This is a genomic window from Patescibacteria group bacterium (assembly GCA_028711655.1).
GTDB lineage: Bacteria > Patescibacteriota > Patescibacteriia > Patescibacteriales > JAQTRU01 > JAQTRU01.
Genome location: JAQTRU010000020.1, coordinates 1 through 17,634, shown reverse-complemented (window position 1 = coordinate 17,634; position 17,634 = coordinate 1). Strand labels below are relative to the sequence as shown.

Annotated in this window: 15 protein-coding genes; 1 reads left to right on the top strand and 14 read right to left on the bottom strand. The window is 41.0% G+C overall.

Annotated features, from left to right (window positions below; genetic code table 11):
• Positions 1-240: 240 nt before the first annotated feature.
• From PHQ42_03190 to PHQ42_03150, 9 genes are all read right to left on the bottom strand, one after another.
• Positions 241-2,421: a carboxypeptidase-like regulatory domain-containing protein gene (locus PHQ42_03190; protein ID MDD5071714.1), complete on the bottom strand. Its 2,181-nt coding sequence runs from the start codon at positions 2,419-2,421 to the stop codon at positions 241-243.
• A gap of 454 nt (positions 2,422-2,875) precedes the next feature.
• Positions 2,876-3,496 carry a nucleotidyl transferase AbiEii/AbiGii toxin family protein gene (locus PHQ42_03185; GenBank protein ID MDD5071713.1) on the bottom strand — a complete coding sequence of 207 codons (621 nt, stop codon included), beginning with the start codon at positions 3,494-3,496 and terminating at the stop codon, positions 2,876-2,878.
• Positions 3,445-3,729 carry a hypothetical protein gene (locus PHQ42_03180; protein MDD5071712.1) on the bottom strand — a complete coding sequence of 95 codons (285 nt, stop codon included), beginning with the start codon at positions 3,727-3,729 and terminating at the stop codon, positions 3,445-3,447. The genes PHQ42_03185 and PHQ42_03180 overlap by 52 nt, the downstream gene beginning before the upstream one ends.
• Positions 3,730-3,801: 72 nt before the next feature.
• On the bottom strand, positions 3,802-5,478 hold the full coding sequence (locus PHQ42_03175) for a CTP synthase (GenBank protein ID MDD5071711.1): 1,677 nt from the start codon (positions 5,476-5,478) through the stop codon (positions 3,802-3,804).
• A 20-nt stretch (positions 5,479-5,498) separates the two neighbouring features.
• Positions 5,499-7,058 carry a DUF1846 family protein gene (locus PHQ42_03170; protein MDD5071710.1) on the bottom strand — a complete coding sequence of 520 codons (1,560 nt, stop codon included), beginning with the start codon at positions 7,056-7,058 and terminating at the stop codon, positions 5,499-5,501.
• A 128-nt stretch (positions 7,059-7,186) separates the two neighbouring features.
• Positions 7,187-7,450: a hypothetical protein gene (locus PHQ42_03165; GenBank protein ID MDD5071709.1), complete on the bottom strand. Its 264-nt coding sequence runs from the start codon at positions 7,448-7,450 to the stop codon at positions 7,187-7,189.
• 11 nt (positions 7,451-7,461) lie between these two features.
• Complete coding sequence (locus tag PHQ42_03160; protein ID MDD5071708.1) at positions 7,462-8,787, bottom strand: S41 family peptidase; 1,326 nt, start codon at positions 8,785-8,787, stop codon at positions 7,462-7,464.
• Positions 8,788-8,953: 166 nt separating this feature from the next.
• Positions 8,954-9,550: an L-threonylcarbamoyladenylate synthase gene (locus PHQ42_03155; protein MDD5071707.1), complete on the bottom strand. Its 597-nt coding sequence runs from the start codon at positions 9,548-9,550 to the stop codon at positions 8,954-8,956.
• Between the two features lie 83 nt (positions 9,551-9,633).
• Positions 9,634-11,136, bottom strand: coding sequence for a PEP-utilizing enzyme (locus PHQ42_03150; protein ID MDD5071706.1), 1,503 nt, complete (start codon positions 11,134-11,136; stop codon positions 9,634-9,636).
• Positions 11,137-11,283: 147 nt separating this feature from the next.
• On the opposite strand from PHQ42_03150, the gene PHQ42_03145 reads away from it, so the two are divergent.
• Positions 11,284-11,832, top strand: a complete 549-nt coding sequence (locus tag PHQ42_03145; GenBank protein ID MDD5071705.1) for a hypothetical protein — start codon at positions 11,284-11,286, stop codon at positions 11,830-11,832.
• Positions 11,833-11,963: 131 nt separating this feature from the next.
• Here the strand turns inward: PHQ42_03145 and PHQ42_03140 are convergent, their stop codons facing one another.
• The 5 genes from PHQ42_03140 to metG all read right to left on the bottom strand — a co-directional run bounded on the left by PHQ42_03140 (position 11,964) and on the right by metG (position 17,420).
• Complete coding sequence (locus PHQ42_03140) at positions 11,964-13,442, bottom strand: PEP-utilizing enzyme (GenBank protein ID MDD5071704.1); 1,479 nt, start codon at positions 13,440-13,442, stop codon at positions 11,964-11,966.
• Positions 13,439-14,929 (bottom strand): PEP-utilizing enzyme, encoded by a 1,491-nt coding sequence (locus PHQ42_03135; GenBank protein ID MDD5071703.1) that lies wholly within the window; start codon positions 14,927-14,929, stop codon positions 13,439-13,441. The genes PHQ42_03140 and PHQ42_03135 overlap by 4 nt, the downstream gene beginning before the upstream one ends.
• A gap of 35 nt (positions 14,930-14,964) precedes the next feature.
• The gene (locus tag PHQ42_03130; protein MDD5071702.1) at positions 14,965-15,480 is read right to left on the bottom strand and encodes a CvpA family protein; all 516 of its coding nucleotides are present in this window, start codon (positions 15,478-15,480) and stop codon (positions 14,965-14,967) included.
• A 74-nt stretch (positions 15,481-15,554) separates the two neighbouring features.
• Positions 15,555-15,914, bottom strand: coding sequence for a four helix bundle protein (locus tag PHQ42_03125; protein MDD5071701.1), 360 nt, complete (start codon positions 15,912-15,914; stop codon positions 15,555-15,557).
• 75 nt (positions 15,915-15,989) lie between these two features.
• Complete coding sequence (gene metG, locus PHQ42_03120) at positions 15,990-17,420, bottom strand: methionine--tRNA ligase (protein MDD5071700.1); 1,431 nt, start codon at positions 17,418-17,420, stop codon at positions 15,990-15,992.
• Positions 17,421-17,634 lie beyond the last annotated feature (214 nt).

Sequence of the window (17,634 nt, the reverse complement as noted above, 5' to 3'; positions counted from 1 at the left end):
CCGGGCAAGCTTTTCTTTCAAGCCGAAATATTTATAGCTCCAATAAACATTGCCCATAAGCAAAACGAGAATGGCAATAATAGCGATTAATTTTTGTTTGGACATATTATTTATTATTTAGAATTAAGAATTACGAATTATGGATTATAGATTTTGATTTCTTAATTAAATCATTAGTAATTTTACTAAATTTTAAATCTGTAAAAGATTTGATTTTATCTGATTCTTGATTTATAATTTTTAATTCTTGTTTCTCTCCCGCCTTCTGTCCCGATAAAAATTATAAAACAAAAGAATCGCCAAGCCGATAAGCAATACGGCTTTCCAGTCAAAAATTTTTAAGAAACCGTATTTTGTCTTCATTTCAATATTAAAATGCACATTCCTGCCTTCCTTTACCTCAAACCGCTCGCCTTGCCAAGGCAGGTAGCCCGGCGCTTTCGCCGCAAGATAATACTCGCCCGGCGGCACCAGGAACGAATAACGGCCGGTGATGTCGGTAGTCTGCGGATTCTGCTGCTGGTATTTGGATGACTGCCAAAGCTCAAAACCGCCCGTTTCCGGATTCAGCCAATAAATAGAAACCACGGTCTCGGGCAAGCGAGTTTCCTTGTCGCCGGTTTTTTCATAAACATATCCTTCCGGATCAACCACGGTGATGAGTTTTATTTCTTTTCGGCCCAGCTTCGGGTCCTTGTAGTCAACCTCGGTGATAATTTCGTAATTTCCCTGAACCAGCGGGGCCTGGATTTCAGCGGTATAGATTCCGTCCGCGTCCGGATCCGTATAATAAAATTCAGATAAAATCAATCTTGTCTCGCTGAATTCAAAATCTGAAATATTATTTTCGCCCGGAACGGCATAACCGCTTTCTCCGCCTGTTTGCGCCATAGCGGGCAAAGCGAATAAGCCGGAAACTATTTCTTGAAACTTGGAATTTAAAACTCTCTGACCCGAAGCTTCGGGTTTCAAGTTATAAGTTACAGGATTTAAGTTTTGAGATTTAAACGCGATATAGCCCTTTATGCTGTCAACCTCGCCTTCGGGTTTTATAAGCAAGCTCAAAGTGTGGCCGGAGATGACATTGATCTTGCTTTGCGTCTCTCCTTGACGGGAAATCGTCAATTCCATATTGAAATCAATGTAATCACCGGCGGCTCTGGCAAACACTATCCCCTCGGGAATTTTATCTTTGGCCGTATCCGGCAATTTAGGCAACGGTATGCCGCCTGACAAAACTATTTCGCCATCTGGACCTTCGCCGCCAACCAATCCAATAGCTTGTGTAAGGCCGGGTAAAATCAGTCTCACGCCTTCCAATTTCTCCAAGTCCGTAATCTTTCTTATCCCCAATTCTTTAAAAGTTTTTTCCAAGTCTGGAAATTTATTAATCAACAAACTCAATTCTCGGGGAAGGGGCATCAAGGCGAACCTATCTATGGACTCTTGCGGCAAAAGCGTCCACTCGCCCTTCAAAGACGGCGGCGCTTCTTGCGGCACCAGTTTTTCTATTTCCTCTTCCGCAATCTCTTTATCTGTTGGGATTGGCTTGAATAGATCAATTACCTTGTCAATAGTTTTTTTTACGCTTTCCACCGGCTTTTTAATTATCGGTTTTAGAGCGTCAATTGTTTTTTCTGCCCCCTCCTTAATGTCTTCTACGAAAGACGGCTCGGGTTGTTCGGCAGGAATTTCCGGTTCAGACGGTTCGGCAGGAATTTCTTCTGAAGTTTGACCAGAACTTGAGGGACTTAAAATATACATGGGAATGGGACCCGGATCGTCCGCTTCAAAATCATCATCAAGCGACACGCATCCCGGATCGTCCGGATAATCAATGCGGCCGTCTCCGTCGTCGTCAATCCCGTTATTGCATTGCGGACGGGCGCTTCTCGGCCGCCAATCGGTTTTTATTCCGTAATCAACGGTTGCGCAAGAATTGGTTGTAGCGCAATTAAAAACAACCCAACCGATATTCTCGCCCCAAGCGTAGCCGGAAAAATCGCCGGTTCTATTTATAGTGATACCGCCGTTTTCCGGATTAAAATTGATCCAGCCGATATTTTCCCCGTAGGCATAGCCGGATAAATTGCCTTCGCCGTCATTGGCGACTTTATAATCGGAAATATCGCATGAATTATCATTGGCGCAATTTAGGGAAATCCAGCCGACATTTTCGCCCCAAGCGTAGCCGGTTAAAACCATATCAAAAACATGGACATTGCCTTCGCTAGTCCCGAAATTCAGCCAGCCGGAGTTTTCCGTCCAGGCGTATTGGCGGACGCTGTCAATCACGCCGTCGGTGGAAGAAGCGAAAGCGCCAAGAGGAGAAAAGAAAAAGATGGGTAATAGCAATAAAACAAGAAAGGCGCCCTTGGATAAGTAGTCTAAAATTTTATTGGTATTAATGTAAATAAGCATGGTTTAAGCATTCCATTAAAATTTTGAGAAACAAAAAATCTCTCCAATATTATTGAAAAGATTAAAAAAATGAATAAATTTGGAAAAATTCAAAAACCGGGGAGCGTGAATTACTCTCTCTCTCTCTCTCTCTCTCGTAAAATCAAAATTGCTGTAAAAAATAGTTTTCCACATTTTTATCATATACCTATATTATAACAAAATATATAAAAATTGGGAAACAATAGCAAGGGAGATCGGAGAGTTAATTCCGGATTCCCGCCGGAGTTTACCTCGCATTTATTGCGGGGCGGGAATGACAGAAAAAAAACGGGAATGACAAGATAATGTTTGTCATCCTCGGGCGAGCAAAGCGAGACCCGGGGATCCAGAACCCTGGATTCCTGCTCGCGGGCAGGAATGACAAAGGGGGAACGGGGATTACAGATGATCGGCGCCGGCATATTAAACTTAATTATGTTTTTACTAATTTATTCACCTTTTCTCCAATTTCTTTTTTAACCTCTTCCCAATTAACATCTTTGATCATTATCGGCATTGGCTCATTGTCCGCCTCCACAAAATAAACCAAACTCTTTAAAATATGAAGCCGATTATAATCGATTTCGGCGTATTTCCTCTTAAAAAATCCGATTAATTCTTCCAGTGAATATTTTTTTAAGAGAAAAAATATGTCAATAAAATCTTTTTTACTGCCGCGAGAAGAGATAGCGTCAATTTTCATGGCGGCAATATCCCGTTCATCGGCTAATTTTATTTTACCTATTGCCGCTAAAGGAAAAATTAATTTATACTGATAGCGCAAAAAACTAACCCGCACCTCATCCACCAGTCCGTTGACTGTCCCTTCGGACTCATTAATAACCTTAAAATTGCCGACTTTGGACAATTTGGCTTTTATCTCTTGGTTAGAAAAACCAGTCTGGCAAAACCAGTCCAAATCAATTGATTCTCTGTGCTCCAAGGCCATAGCCAACGCCGTGCCGCCAGCCAAATAAAACTTTTCAACTAAATCGCTTTGACTTATCTTTTCCAGAACCAACCTTGTTTTTTTGTTAATCGGTTTTTTAAGCATCTATTTTGATTCAGATTAAAATACTGGCGCCAAAAAAACAGCGATTTATTGTCAAGCGCTCTAGTTTTTAAGATAATCTTCTTGATCTCGTCTTCTCCATAAGATTTTATTATCCAGCGAAAATCCGCCTCATCTCCAAAATTAAGAATTCTTTCAATAATAAACTTTCTATTTTTTTGGGGGTCAATCTCGGCTACATCCCAAAAAAGCGATTTTTTTGTTAACGTTTGCATACTTTAATTATAGCATAAATTAGCCTTCAAAACAACCGTTTTTCACAACCGTTTTTCTTCTTTTTCCTTCGTCTATTTTATTTTCTCTCTCAACTTCAGGCAAACCCTGACAAACTCAACAAATAACGGATGCGGGTCAAGGGGGCGGGAAATATATTCCGGATGAAATTGAGTGCCGATGAAAAACGGATGATCGGAAATTTCAATCGCTTCCACAATTTTCCCGTCCGGCGAAGTCCCGGCAATGGTTAAGCCGTTTTTTTCAAAAATTTTTCTATACTGATTATTAAACTCATATCTGTGCCTGTGCCTTTCCGAAACAACCCTTTTGCTCCCGATTTTTTTCTCATAAGCGGCTGCCAGACGGGCGCCTTTGATAATTTTGCAAGGCCAGCCGCCAAGCCGAATTGTGCCGCCATAGCCCTTCTTGGCGATTAGATCGGCTTGGCCAGGCATAATATGAATTACCGGATGAGGAGTCTTCGGATCTACTTCGGCTGAATTAGCTTTTCTTAATTTGCAAACATTGCGGGCAAATTCAATTACGGCCATCTGCATGCCGTAGCAAAGCCCGAAATAAGGCACTTTGTTTTCCCGGCAATATCTTATGGTTTTAATTTTCCCTTCCGAACCGCGCGAACCCCAGCCCTGGGGCACGATTATGCCGTCAAAATCTTTTAAAATTTTTACGCCTTCGGTCTCCACTTCTTCGGCGTTTATCCAGCGCATTTTGGGCCTAAGCCGGTTGGCCGCGCCGGCATGCTTTACGGCTTCAATCACGGAAATATAGGAATCGGCCAAAGAAAAATCTCCGCTGGCAAAATATTTGCCCACAATGCCGATATTAACTTCCTTCTTGGCGCCTTTCATATTCTTCACCATCTTGCGCCAATCCACTAAGTCTTTTTTTCTATCCCCCAGCCGGAATTTCTCCAAAATTCTGTCACCTAATTTGTCTTTTTCAAAATTTATCGGCACTTCATAAATTGAATCAATGTCGGGAGCGGAAATTACATCCTCCTGCTGGATATTGCAGAAAATTCCGATTTTTCTGCGGCGGGGAAGATCAAGCCCGGCGCGCGAACGCGCTATGATAAAATCCGGCTGGATGCCGGCCGAATTCAAAGCGCGGACGGCATGCTGGGTCGGCTTGGTTTTCATTTCTCCAATTAAAGCGGGAACGGGCAGATAAGACACCATTATGAACAAAACATTTTCCGGATCGGCCAAGTGCATCATTCTGGCCGCTTCCAAAAACAATAAATTTTCGTATTCCCCGACCGTGCCCCCTATTTCTATAATCATTATTTCGGCTTTGGTTTTGCGGACAGCCGCCTTAATGCGCGCAATCACTTCATTGGGTATGTCAGGCACAACCTGAACGCACCGCCCTCCGTACTCTAAATTTCTTTCGCGCGCTATCACGCTTGAATAGACCCGGCCGGTCGTCATATAGCTTTCCCGGCCGATATTTTTGCCCAAAAACCTTTCATAGTTACCGATGTCCTGGTCGGTCTCGTCTCCGTCTTCGGTCACAAAAACCTCGCCATGTTCAATAGGATTCATGGTGCCGGCGTCAATGTTAATATAGGGATCAATTTTAATGGCGCTCACTTCAAAACCCTTGGACTGTAAAATCCGCCCGATTGAAGCGCAGGTGATTCCCTTGCCGACCCCGGACATAACTCCGCCGACCACGAAGATATATTTCGCGCTTGCCTTTTTGGTTTTTTTCTTTTTTTTGTCCATAAAATTAAACCCAAAAAAAATTAAACAATAAATAAGTTGCGCGAGGAAAAATTGGGGTCGCAAGTTAAATTTATGCCTATCTTTTTCAAGGCCACTTCATCGCCCGGCGTTGGCATATGAGTCATGTGCATTTCGCAACCTTTTATCTGTTTTAAATTATCCAAAGCCGATTTCACCTTCGGATTGGCATTGGAATAAATAATCAAAGCCATTAAAACCTCGTTTAAATCCAAACTGCGGGAATCTGAATTCAAAATTCCCGTTTTTGCCGAAGAAATTTTTTTAAAAAAATTAACGGGAACCAAGGGAGCGGTTTCGGGAATACCCCCCAACACTTTCAGAACCTCAATAATCAAAGCGGAAGCGGCATGCATTAATTTTGAATTTAAAGCGGTAATTATTTTTCCGTCTTTCAGCTCAATCGCCGCCCCGCAGGAAATTCCTTTGTGTCCCCTCCCCTGGGCAAAAGCTTCCTTGCCGATTTTTCTGGCTATTTCCACCGCTTTCCTTTCGCTTATTTTTATGTCATTTTCTCCCAATAATTTTTCCACTCTTTCAACCGTTTCTTTTTTTTCCGCTCCGCAAATATATTCGCAATTATAACGGAAATAACGCCTGACTAGCTCCTGCCGGCTGGCCCGTCTAATCGCTTCATCATTAATAATGGCAAACCCGGCCCGATTAACCCCCATATCGGTCGGAGACTGGTAAGGCAATTCTTTGTCATCGCCGACAATTTTTTCCAGCAGTTTTTTTAAAATGGGAAAATTTTCCACGTCTCGGTTATAGTTAACCGTTGTTTTGCCATAAGCTTTAAGGTGGAAAGGATCAACAACATTATAATCGCCGATATCGGCCGTCGCCGCTTCGTAAGCCACATTCGCCATATGCTCCAAGGGCAAATTCCAGATGGGAAAAGTTTCAAATTTGGCATAGCCGGATTTTTTGCCTCTTTTGTGGTCATGATAAAGCTGGGAAAGGCAGGTCGCCATTTTGCCGCTATTGGGGCCGGGCCCGTTAACCACAACTATCGGGCGCCTGGTCGGAATATAGCAATTTTTTCCAAAACCGTTTTTGCTTACCGCGAAATCAACGTCACTGGGATAGTTTTTTATCTCCTTGTGGATATAGATTTTTATTTTTCTTTTCTCCAGTTTGTTTTTGAATTTTATTACCGCCGGCTCTCCTTTGAAGCGGGTGATTAAAACAGTCACCTTGTCCAGGCCCCATTTTTTCAAATCGTCAATTAATTTCAGAGTGGCGAAATCATAAGTTATGGCGAAATCGCCCCGCACTTTCCCCCTGGCAATATCATCGGCGTAAATACATAAAATAATTTCAACTTTATTTTTCAGCCTCCGCAACAATTTTAATTTAACATCGCTGTCATACCCGGGCAAAACCCGGGCGGCGTGATAATCATAGCCCAATTTCCCGCCGAACTCCAAATATAATTTATTGTTAAATTGCTTAACTCTCTCTAAAATCGCTTTTGTTTGTTCGGCCAAGTATTTCTCATTGTCAAAACTAATATTTTTATTTTCCTGACTTTTGCCAATTATTTTTCTTCTAACGACCATACAGTTAAAATAATAAAATAACATAAAAAAATAAAACAAATAATCCCTTTTTATATTATTTTGTTATTTTATTATTTTATATATAACAAAAAATTGACGATTAACTCTCTGAAATTTTATCGTCTTTTTTAAACCCGATAAACTTCATCGCCAACCCTTACTTTTTCATCTACTTTCAGGCCGACAGATTCTCCCTTGCCCGCTTCACTCACCTGCTTTTTATCAATCTGCATGGAATCAACTTCCTGCTCAAAATCATCTTTGCCCCCCACAAACCTGATTTTGTCTCCCGCTTTCAGTTCCTTTTCCAGAACCAGCACCGCTACCCCTATTTTCCCGAAATAATGGGTCACGGTTCCAATTTTTTCCCCCAAAGAGGGATCTTTCGCCATATGTTTAATTATTATTTGCTTCTCAAAATTTCAACCGCTTTTTCCATCTGCGGGTCTTTATTTTCCTCATAGTCTTCGGGCGTCATTTCAATTTCAATATCCGGCTTAATCCCCTCGTCATTGATGGAGTCGCCGTTCGGCGTCAACCATTTTGCCACGGTTATCTTTACCGAAGATCCGTCTCCGAACTCCCTAAGGGTCTGAACCGAACCTTTGCCAAAAGTTTGCCCCCCGACAATCGTGGCTTTTTTATGGTCCCGCAAAGCGCCGGCTAAAATTTCCGAAGCCGAGGCGCTGCCGCCATTAACCAAAACCACAGTGGGGTAATCTTTCAACCTGGCCCTTCCCCGCGAAAAATACTCGTTCTTTTTTTCCTCGCTGAATTTTTCCGTCACGACAAGGCCGTTATCCACCCATTCGCTGGCCAGTTCAATCGCCGTGTCCAAATAACCGCCGGGGTTGTTGCGCAAATCCAAAATTATGCCGGCCGGATCTTTCGCCAGGATGTCGCGCGCCGCCTTGTTAAACAAATCCAAAGTGTCATTATTGAAATTGCTTATCTTTAAAACAAAAATGTCATCATTTTTTTCTTCGCCAGCCCCGCCGGCATTTTCCGCCAAAGCTATGGTTTCCGTTTTCACGCTTTTGACAACAATCACGCCGCGGGTAATGGTGATGTCTCTGGCCCCGTCGCTGCCTTCGCGGAAAATCGTCAAAGTAACATCCGTTCCCTTCGGGCCGCGAATTTTTCTCACGGCTTCATCAACCGTCATCCCGGCTGTTGTCTCGCCGTCAATGTAATAAACTTTGTCTCCGGAGGCCAGCCCCGCTTTCTGCGCCGGCATGCCGTCCAGGGGCGCGATAATGGTTAAAACTTCTTTTCTGATCCCTATTTCCGCGCCAATGCCCTCAAAAGTGCCGGCCATGTCTTCTTCAAATTCCCGGGACAATTTCGGGTCCATAAAAACCGTATAGGGGTCGCCCAAGGACGCTACCATCCCCTTCAAGGCTCCGTAAAACATCTCTTTGTCGTTCAGGCCCTCCCTATCAACGTATTCCTTTTTTAAAGTATCCCAAACTTCCCAAAATAAATTGAAATCGGTATCCCGGCTCAAGATGTCATTCCGGCTCTGGCCGTATTTGCTGGTCAATTGCCCGAGGTAAACCGCTTCCTTTTTCGCCAATTCCTTCACAACCTCGCTCTTCTGTGAAATATATAAACCGGAGCCGAAAGAAACCGCCATCAGAATTAAAATTAAAATAACCATGGCCGTTCTTTTCAGCCACTTGTTTCTTTTGTTTTCGCCCACATATTTTGATTTTATGGTGTAAAGCATAGCCCATTAATTATCAATTACCAATTTACAATTTTCAATCAATTATCAATTTTCAATTATCAAATCTTAAATTAAATTCATTGATAATTATTCAATTGAAAATTCATTGATAATTGATAATTGAAACTTGAAAATTTTTATCTTTTTAGTCTCTACATTATCGTTATCATTTCCTTAACACTCTAACATCCCCTAAATCTCTTAAGTCTATTAATCTCGATGGCTTCGCTTTTATTACTCCGGCATCAACTACCAAATCCGGCTTAACCTTTTTAAAATAATTACCCAAGGCCCTAACGCTTTCTAGATTTTTTTGCCCGCTTTTGTTTAGACTTGTAGAAACTATCGGGCAATTAACTCCCCTTAGTATTTTAAGCAAAAATCCATTTTTTGGCAAACGCGCGGCTATGGTTTCCTGGCCGGCGGTCAATTCGGCAGGCAAATTTCCTTTTTTTCTCAAAATAACCGATGTCGGCCTGGCGCTTTTCCATAATTTTTTTAAGCATTTTTCCCGCTCTTTACTGACAAAACAGTATTTTTTAAGCATTTTAAAGCCATTAACCAAAATTAACAGGGGCTTTTTCTTTTCCCTGCCCTTTATTTTAAAAATTTTCTTTACGGCTTTTTTATTTGTTGCCAAACACCCCAAGCCGTAAATCGTATCTGTCGGATAAACAATAACTTTCCCGCGCTTAAAATAATCAATAATTAAATCAATTTCTTTTTTAGTGATTTTTTTTAGGTTTAATTTAATATATTTCATACACTTATAATAAAACAAGACTAACCCATTCCCTAATCCCTAAGTACCTAATTAACTAATCACCACTTTCTACTTTAAAAACTTTATAACTTTCTGACTATCCCGGCATTCGCATCTACCCTTACCCTATCCCCATCCTCCAAAACCTGCGTGGCGATTTTTGTTCCAACCACGCAAGGGATTCCTAATTCGCGTGAAACAATGGCGGCGTGGCAGGTCAGCCCGCCTTCGTCTGTCACAATCGCCGCGGCCTGCCGAATAGCGGGCATAAGATTGGGATTAGTGGAAAAGGAAACTAAAATATTGCCGGCCATCATTTTTTTCATATCCTCCGGCGCGTTAATAATCGCCACTTCGCCTTTGGCTTTTCCCGGCGAAGCCACTTCTCCGCTTAATTTATTAACCATTTTTATTTCTTCCTCCGCTTTTATTTCTCTTTTTACAAAATCTTTGGCTGATTTTCCCGCCAGAAAAAATTTTTCCGGCTTATATCCGTAAACCACCAATTTCAAGCGATCATTTAATAAATTATGATTTACTTTCCCGGTTTTCAAGGCGCTGGCCACTTCTTCCGGCAACATCATCCGCGCCTGCTTTATGGATAAACGCAAACGCTTGGCAATTTCTTTTAGCAGGGATTCCATATGATAATACGACCAAGTCTGCAATTCGCGGCGATAAGCTTTAAAAAAAACAAAATCCCGCGCTATGTCAATAATCTGCTTTTCATAATTATTTGATTTTAAACCCTTAACAATTTCCGTCTGCTTCTGCCGCAAATCTTCTTTTTCTCTTCTGTATTTAGCTAGTTCCTTGGTCGGATCAATCCCTCGCTTCACATAATCTTTTAAGATATCAATAAAATAAATCTCATCAGCCGCCGGTCCCTCGTAAACATAATAAACCCAAGCATATCTGCGAGTATGAGTTTTAAGCATTCGCCAAATTTTTTTCGCATTCTTTTTAAGATCCCCTGCTAAATCAGAGCTTTCTTCCTTTTTAAAACGGTCAATAAACTTTTTATTTTGTGTTATTGGCAATAACACTTTTAAAATCGCGATTTCCTGCTTTTTATTAAAAGTGTCACGCCGAGAACTTGTTAAAACATTAAAATATCTATCCGCTTTGTTTCTCTTTAAAATTGCGCGCAGTTCGTCCGAAATAAATGTCGTGTCGTGAAAATCCAGTAAAGAAAGAACCAGGCCGAAAGAATAAAGTTCGGTATTGCTTACAATAAAATTCTGATAATAACGATTAAGTTCTTGGTTATTATAAGCAGAAGCTTTCTTTACAAGATGGCGGGTTGCCACCACCTGGCGCTTCCCTGATTTTTCTATTTCTTTATAAGTATTTTTTAAAAAATTATAATTATTTTTTATTTTCGCCACCAAAGACTTATGGGCTTTATGCCATTTTGACGGCCAGATATAATAAGTAACCGCGTTATTTTCCAAAACAATAACTAGGGGGCAGCTCTCGCCAACTCTTTTTTTCATCGGGCCGGCAAAAGCGTCCAGCATGGTGGCCACCGGAAACAAAGAAACCACATATTCTCGGGCAATTTTTTCTAATTTTTCTTTGGGCATATTTATCTAATATTAGACAAATAATTAATTTATTTTGTATCTTGCTTGACAAAAATATATATTTATGCTATACTTATATATTAAACTTGCACCTTTTATTTTTAGCGATTTTCACGTTTTTCCACACTTTTCTGAAGGGAGAACACAATGAAAGTTTTCTGCACTCATTCATTCAAGTATGAACTGGATGAAAACGGCGTCGCTATCGGAGACCCGGGTATGACCCCGGAAGGATTTGCTGCCATTCGCGCTCTCAATCCGAAGATCTCTTCCCTGTTTCACGGTGGCAAGCCGGCGCATGTCGTCAGCGCCACGGGGAAACGTCACACCGATATCCCCGATGCCCTGGAATTAAACGTCGATCGCCATACGGCTGCTCTGGGCGGGCCGGACAGTCTCGTTACCATCGCCGGCGAGAAAAAAATAGTCCTCGCCAGTGGACGCGTGGTAAAATACGGGGAAGACGCATACAGTTCGGGGGTAACTCCGGAAGGTGTGATGAATGAGATTCGCAAAGCTCCGGATGATACCCTGTTCTGTGTCGGCCGACCCACGATCCTCTTCGGTTTCGGACTCTCGAAGGAACAGGCCAAGAGCGGCGCTCTCTTCGAAATCAAGGAGGACGAAGGTGGCGAAATAACCCTTGTCCTCATCGCGGACGGTGTCGATCTCGCGGACGGTGGCGAACGGGCCTGATCACCTCATTATTGCAGAGTGATTCACAGCGGCTACTCAAGTTCAATTTGAACTCTGGGTCGCCGCTTTTTTTATTTTGCCGATTTTGCCCAAAAGCTTAAACGATTGGCGGCAAAATCGAGCATCCCGCCCTAGTGGCGGGATAGAATTTTTACTACTCCCTTATTAGCGTCTACTTCAACCTCATCTCCGTCTTTTAAAACCTGCGTCGCGATTTTTGTCCCAATAATGCAGGGCTTTTTCATTTCCCTGGCCACAATCGCCGCATGGCATAAAATTCCGCCCTCGTCCGTAACAAAAGCGGCCGCTTTTTCCATGGCCGGAATAAAATTGGGAAAAGTCATAGTCGCCACCATTATATCGCCTTTCTTTACCCTCTTAATACTGATCTTACTTTTTGGGCCATGCTCAACGATTCTCGCCATGCCTCTGGCTATGCCCGGATAGGCGATGTTTCCCCGCAAAACTTTATCGCTTTCCCCCTGATTATCAATCTTGATTACCCTTTTTAATTTTTTAAACCAAGTTCGCCCCGAAAAAACGACAAATTTTCTTCCCCTCTTAACACTCACATAAAATTTCTTTCTTTTTCTAAATTCATTCATCGTAATCGGCAATTTTTTTTCTCTAGCCATCTTTCTTGCCTCGGAAATCGTTAAATAAGGGATGATTCCATTTTCTGCTCCAGCCCCCCTTGCTATCTCGTAAAAAAGATTTCTTGCCCTATATCCGGCGCCATATAAAACCTCGGTACGCCACGTTCTTAGATAAGCGTAATCTCTTGCTACTTCTATCAGTTTAAAAAATTTTGAATTCTTTTTAATTTCAAGCTCCTTTAATAAGCTATTAAAAGCCACTTCTCTCTCCTGCTTTACCTTTATTAGGTTATTTATTTTATCCAGCGGATTTTTATTCTGCGATGAAAAAATATCTAAACGGTCTAAAATATCTTCTTTCGTCCAGGCGGAATCCCACCAATACTCTTTCGCCCCCAAATAACCGTACTTTCTTAAATGGGCATTTAAGCTCCTATTAAAGTTTCTACTCTTTCTTTTATATTTAATTGCCAATCTATAAAAAGATTTTTGTTCTTTGACATACTCATTTTCTTTGACCGGTTGAGTTAATATCCCCAACCATTCTTCCTTTTTATTATCATCTCCATCCGGCAGGCTGTCTAAGATTATTTTAGATAAAACCTTATCGGCAACTATCATCGGCGTTAGAAAGTTGTGGGCATAAAAAGATAAATCCGAAAAATTATCCAACAACGCAACCAATTCTTTCCGGGTTAAACCGGAGCAATCTGTCTTCCCTATCTCTTTTGATAATTTATCTAAATTAGAAACATGAAAAATAAGTTTTTTGGCAAATTTTTTCAGTAACTTTTCTCCTCCCCTTAAGAATATTTTACCTAAGTCGTCTATTTCTCTGCCGCTATGATAGAATTTTCCGTCACTAAAACGCAGGATGTGTATAACCCCCCAATCTATGCTGGCCGCTTTTTTAAAGTTACAATAAGAGATATCAACCAAACTCATGAAAAGCAGAGCCAATCTTCGGTCAGCTACATACCGCCAATCCACTTTTTTAATTTTTTCCAAAGTCATAATTTTTTCACTATTCCCTTGTTAGCATCCACTTCTACTCTGTCCCCGTCTTTAAAAACCTGGGTCGCGATTTTTGTGCCCACTACGCAAGGAATCCCTAATTCGCGGGAAACTATGGCGGCATGGCAGGTTATCCCGCCTTCGTCCGTAATAATGGCCGCCGCTTTTTTCATAGCCGAAATTAACTCCGGATTGGTTGCCCGGGATACCAAAATATTGCCTTTCGCCATTTTGGGCAAATCTTTTTTGCTGTTAATTATTTTCACTACGCCCTCGGCTTTCCCGGCCCGGGCCGGCATGCCTTTTATCTCGGCCGTGGCCTGATTCTCTCTTTCTTTAGCAAAAGACAATTTTTTAAATCGTTTGGTTGCTTTTTCACCCACTAGCATTTCCGCTCCCTTTTCCTGGGAGATGAAAATAAGGGAACTTTTAATTCTGGCTTTGGCTATTTTCTTAAGTTCTTTGCCTCTACTTTTAAGTTTTTCCCATTCATCTATAAAAATATACTTCGATTCTAAAGAATTGAGGCCGAGGCGGGACCCCATTTCTTCTAAAACTAAGTAAAAATTCCGGGTGGATCTCTGAAATTCATATTCTCGGGCCCATTTGTAGTATCCTAAGTTTCGGACCAAATCAAAAACTTTTATTTCTTTCTTGTTTAACTTTATGTCTTGGCAGGCTTTCCTAAAGTTTTTTTCGGTTTCTTTTTCGTAATTCTTTAACTCTCTTATTTTTACCCCCAAACTCAAACCCGACCCGGCTTTCTCTAAGGCCAATTTAAGATAATGGTTTATATCCCAATCGGTTTTATTGGTAAAATCAAAAGACAAATAATTAAATCTCTTGTTAAGCGCTTCCAGCTCTCTCCGGAATTTTTTTAAAACTTCAGCCCGGCTTCCAAGTCTTCTTTTTTTAATTTTTTCGGCCAGTTCTAAAATTGCGATCTCCTGCTTATTGGTTTCTAAACTTTTTGGCGGATTAGTTAAAATCACTAGATAATCGGCAAATTTTTCCGGCTTCTGTTTAGTCTTCTTCTTTAGGATTTCATTCATCTTCCGATAAATCGGATTGTCTTCGTAGTAGCCTAAAAAACTTTGACAGGAACCATAAGAATAAAAATCATAAAATCGGGCGTCATAATCTTGGCAAAACTCCAGCAGCTTATCGTATTTTGCTTTTTTCAAATCGGCAGGAAAATTTTCTTCAGAGAAAGATTTTAACTTTTCCGACTTCTTAAAAGCCTTAACAAAAATATTATAAAGAAAGGCCGGGTTAGATAGCGCCCTGCCCGCTATAACCTCAACGGTTTTTTTTAGGCCCGAATCGTCATAAAAATAATCGCCCAAACCGTCTTGCCAATAATTGCCGCCGGCTCTTATCTGGCTGCCCGGAAAAATTTTTTTAAAACCCGAAATCGTGGCTGCAATTACCGGTTTCATCAAAATCGGCGGGTAAATTCTTTTCTGCCAAATATAAGAAAATCTCATATCTTGTTAATTGCCAATTGTTAACTGTTAATTGCTTATATCAAGCTTTGCAACTTCTTCAAAACTTCAGGCAGGAGCGGGGTTAAAACGGTGGCAAATTTAACCAGACGCGGCGCCACTTCGGAATTAACCAGCCAATCGCCAAAAAAACTATCAAAAACAGCGTAACGGGCCGCTACGTATAAAATCAAACCTAAAATCAGCCCGCCCATGAATAAACCCAAAACCGCCCCGGCTAAACGGTTGATGCTTTTTAAAAAGGGAATGATGGAAATAATATCAAAAGTCCTGTCCAAAATCACAAAAGCGAAACAAACTAAACGGTTTATTAAAATAAATAAAATAATAAAAACGACAACCTTGCCCAAATTATTAAACCCGAACGCCAAATCGCCAACCCAGGAAAAAACTTCCAAATAAAAACGGCTAGCCAGCCAAGCGCCGACGATTACGCCGGCGAGCGACCCCAAAGTCCTGATCAAGCCGAAGAATAAACCGTAAAAGACGAAACCGGCGAGGATGATTAATAAAATGATGTCAAAAATTCCCATATGATTAATTTAAATATTATTATAATTTGCAATTATTAATTCTCAATTTTCAATCAATTTTCAATAACTAATTGTCAATTATTGCAGGATCTTAATATTTTTGAAAATATAAGTAAAAGTTCATGGCATTCTTTCCATAATTTCCGAAGTTCATCTATTTGTTCGGGGTTTGCTTTAGCTATCAGTCTCAACCAATGCTTAGTTTCTCTTAATTCTTTTTTAACTATCCCTATTTTATGCTTAAAATCCTTCTTGCTTTCCGCTTCGCAGGCCTCGCAATAATTAGCTCCCGAAGAGCCGGAAGAGCCTACGGCTTGAGGAATTAATTTTTGGTTAATGCTGTTATTAGGCAATCTTCTAACTAAATCAATCACTCTTTCCGCGAACTTAGCCAATCTCTCTTCTAAATCATAATTAGTATTTTTATCCGCCACTTAATTTAATATTAAAAATTAAATATTGACTGAAAATTGGTCATTGAAAATTGAAAATTCAATCTCGGCATTTTTTTAACAGACTATTCTGGGAAACAATCCTTCCCCTTTCTTAACCTGCCTCTCGCTAAATTGCTTTATAATCTTTTCCGCTGTCTCCGGCATAAACGGCTGCAAATAATAAGCCACATCTAAAATATTTTGCGCCACCGGTTCTAACACTTTTTTAATGTCGCTTTTATCCTTCATTTTCCAGGGCGCTTTGGAGCTTAAAAATTCGTCGCTCTCCCGCAGTTTTCTCCACAGAATCTTTAAAGCTTCGTCAAAACGGTATAATTCCATTTTTTCCGAAAACTCTTTTTTTAATTTTTTATCGCTGTCCGGTTTTATTTTTATTTCTATCCCGTTCTTTTCCAATAAATTGGAAAGTCGCGCCACTAAGTTGCCTAAGCCGTTGGCCAAATCGGCATTATAGCGGCTCTCAAATTTATCATAGGAAAAATCGCCATCCTCAAAAGGTAAAATTTCCGACAATAAATAATAGCGGGTGGCGTCAGCCCCATATCTCTTTACCACTTCAAAGGGATTAATGACATTGCCCAAGCTTTTGCTCATTTTCTGGCCGTTGGCGGTCAAGAATCCGAAAATTAAAATCTGCTTTGACGGAGTTATGCCGGCTGACATCAGCATCCCCTGCCACATCGCCGCTTGCTGGCGCAAATTGTCTTTGCCGGCCACCTGAACGCACGGCCAAAATTCCTTAAATTTTTTCTCGTCTTCCGGCCAGCCCAAAGCCGAAATGTAATTAACCAAAGCGTCAAACCAGACATACATAACATGGGCCGGGTCCCCGGGCACCGGAATCCCCCAGGGCATTTTTTCAACCAAACGGGAAACGGAAAAATCCTGCAAGCCGGCTTTAACAAAATTCTTTATTTCATTAAGCCGATGCGCCGGCACGACAAAATCCTTATTTTTCTCATAAAGCGCCAGTAGTTTATCCTGATATTTTGACCAGCGAAAAAAATAATTCTCTTCCTCTATCGTCTCTAATTCTAAATTGGGATGCTCCGGGCATTTGCCGTCAACTAGTTCTGATTCGGTTTTTTCCAGTTCGCAACCAACGCAATATTTTATCTTGTAGTTCTTTTTATAAATATCGCCGTTGGCTTCGCACCTCTTCCAAAATTCCTGCGCCGCCGCAATATGATGCGGGTCGGTCGTGCGGATAAAATTATTGTAGCTTAAGTTTAAAGCCGATTTTAAATTATCAAATTTAGCCGCGTATTCGTCGCAATATTTTTGCGGGTCCTTGCCTTCTTCCCGGGCTTTGCGGTAAATTTTTAGGCCGTGCTCGTCCGTGCCCGTGTTAAAAAACACCTCTTTGCCTAAAAGCCGCTGCCAGCGGGCGATCACGTCGGCTTTAATAATCTCGGCCGCAAACCCAATATGCGGATCCGCGTTAACATAAGGCAGGGTGGTGGTGATATAAAATGTTTTTTTCATAATTGGGCTAATCTAAGCTAATTTATAATAATATTTTTTACTTATCAACAGCTTTGGTTGATTTTTTGAATTTCTTATGCTATTATTATAATAGAATCTATATGAGAAAGCACCTTCTAAGGTTTCGTCCTTAGGCGGTGCTTTTTCGTTTATATTCCAATTTTCTTTTTAAATTATCCATAAACACCAATTTATCCTTAGCGGTTTTCCTCAG

What these genes read in the sequence shown, in the direction of transcription:
- PHQ42_03190 (MDD5071714.1), bottom strand. Translation starts at nt 2,421, where the DNA reads ATGCTTATTTACATTAATACCAATAAAATTTTAGACTACTTATCCAAG.
- PHQ42_03185 (MDD5071713.1), bottom strand. Translation starts at nt 3,496, where the DNA reads ATGCTTAAAAAACCGATTAACAAAAAAACAAGGTTGGTTCTGGAAAAG.
- PHQ42_03180 (MDD5071712.1), bottom strand. Translation starts at nt 3,729, where the DNA reads ATGCAAACGTTAACAAAAAAATCGCTTTTTTGGGATGTAGCCGAGATT.
- PHQ42_03175 (MDD5071711.1), bottom strand. Translation starts at nt 5,478, where the DNA reads ATGGACAAAAAAAAGAAAAAAACCAAAAAGGCAAGCGCGAAATATATC.
- PHQ42_03170 (MDD5071710.1), bottom strand. Translation starts at nt 7,058, where the DNA reads ATGGTCGTTAGAAGAAAAATAATTGGCAAAAGTCAGGAAAATAAAAAT.
- PHQ42_03165 (MDD5071709.1), bottom strand. Translation starts at nt 7,450, where the DNA reads ATGGCGAAAGATCCCTCTTTGGGGGAAAAAATTGGAACCGTGACCCAT.
- PHQ42_03160 (MDD5071708.1), bottom strand. Translation starts at nt 8,787, where the DNA reads ATGCTTTACACCATAAAATCAAAATATGTGGGCGAAAACAAAAGAAAC.
- PHQ42_03155 (MDD5071707.1), bottom strand. Translation starts at nt 9,550, where the DNA reads ATGAAATATATTAAATTAAACCTAAAAAAAATCACTAAAAAAGAAATT.
- PHQ42_03150 (MDD5071706.1), bottom strand. Translation starts at nt 11,136, where the DNA reads ATGCCCAAAGAAAAATTAGAAAAAATTGCCCGAGAATATGTGGTTTCT.
- PHQ42_03145 (MDD5071705.1), top strand. Translation starts at nt 11,284, where the DNA reads ATGAAAGTTTTCTGCACTCATTCATTCAAGTATGAACTGGATGAAAAC.
- PHQ42_03140 (MDD5071704.1), bottom strand. Translation starts at nt 13,442, where the DNA reads ATGACTTTGGAAAAAATTAAAAAAGTGGATTGGCGGTATGTAGCTGAC.
- PHQ42_03135 (MDD5071703.1), bottom strand. Translation starts at nt 14,929, where the DNA reads ATGAGATTTTCTTATATTTGGCAGAAAAGAATTTACCCGCCGATTTTG.
- PHQ42_03130 (MDD5071702.1), bottom strand. Translation starts at nt 15,480, where the DNA reads ATGGGAATTTTTGACATCATTTTATTAATCATCCTCGCCGGTTTCGTC.
- metG (MDD5071700.1), bottom strand. Translation starts at nt 17,420, where the DNA reads ATGAAAAAAACATTTTATATCACCACCACCCTGCCTTATGTTAACGCG.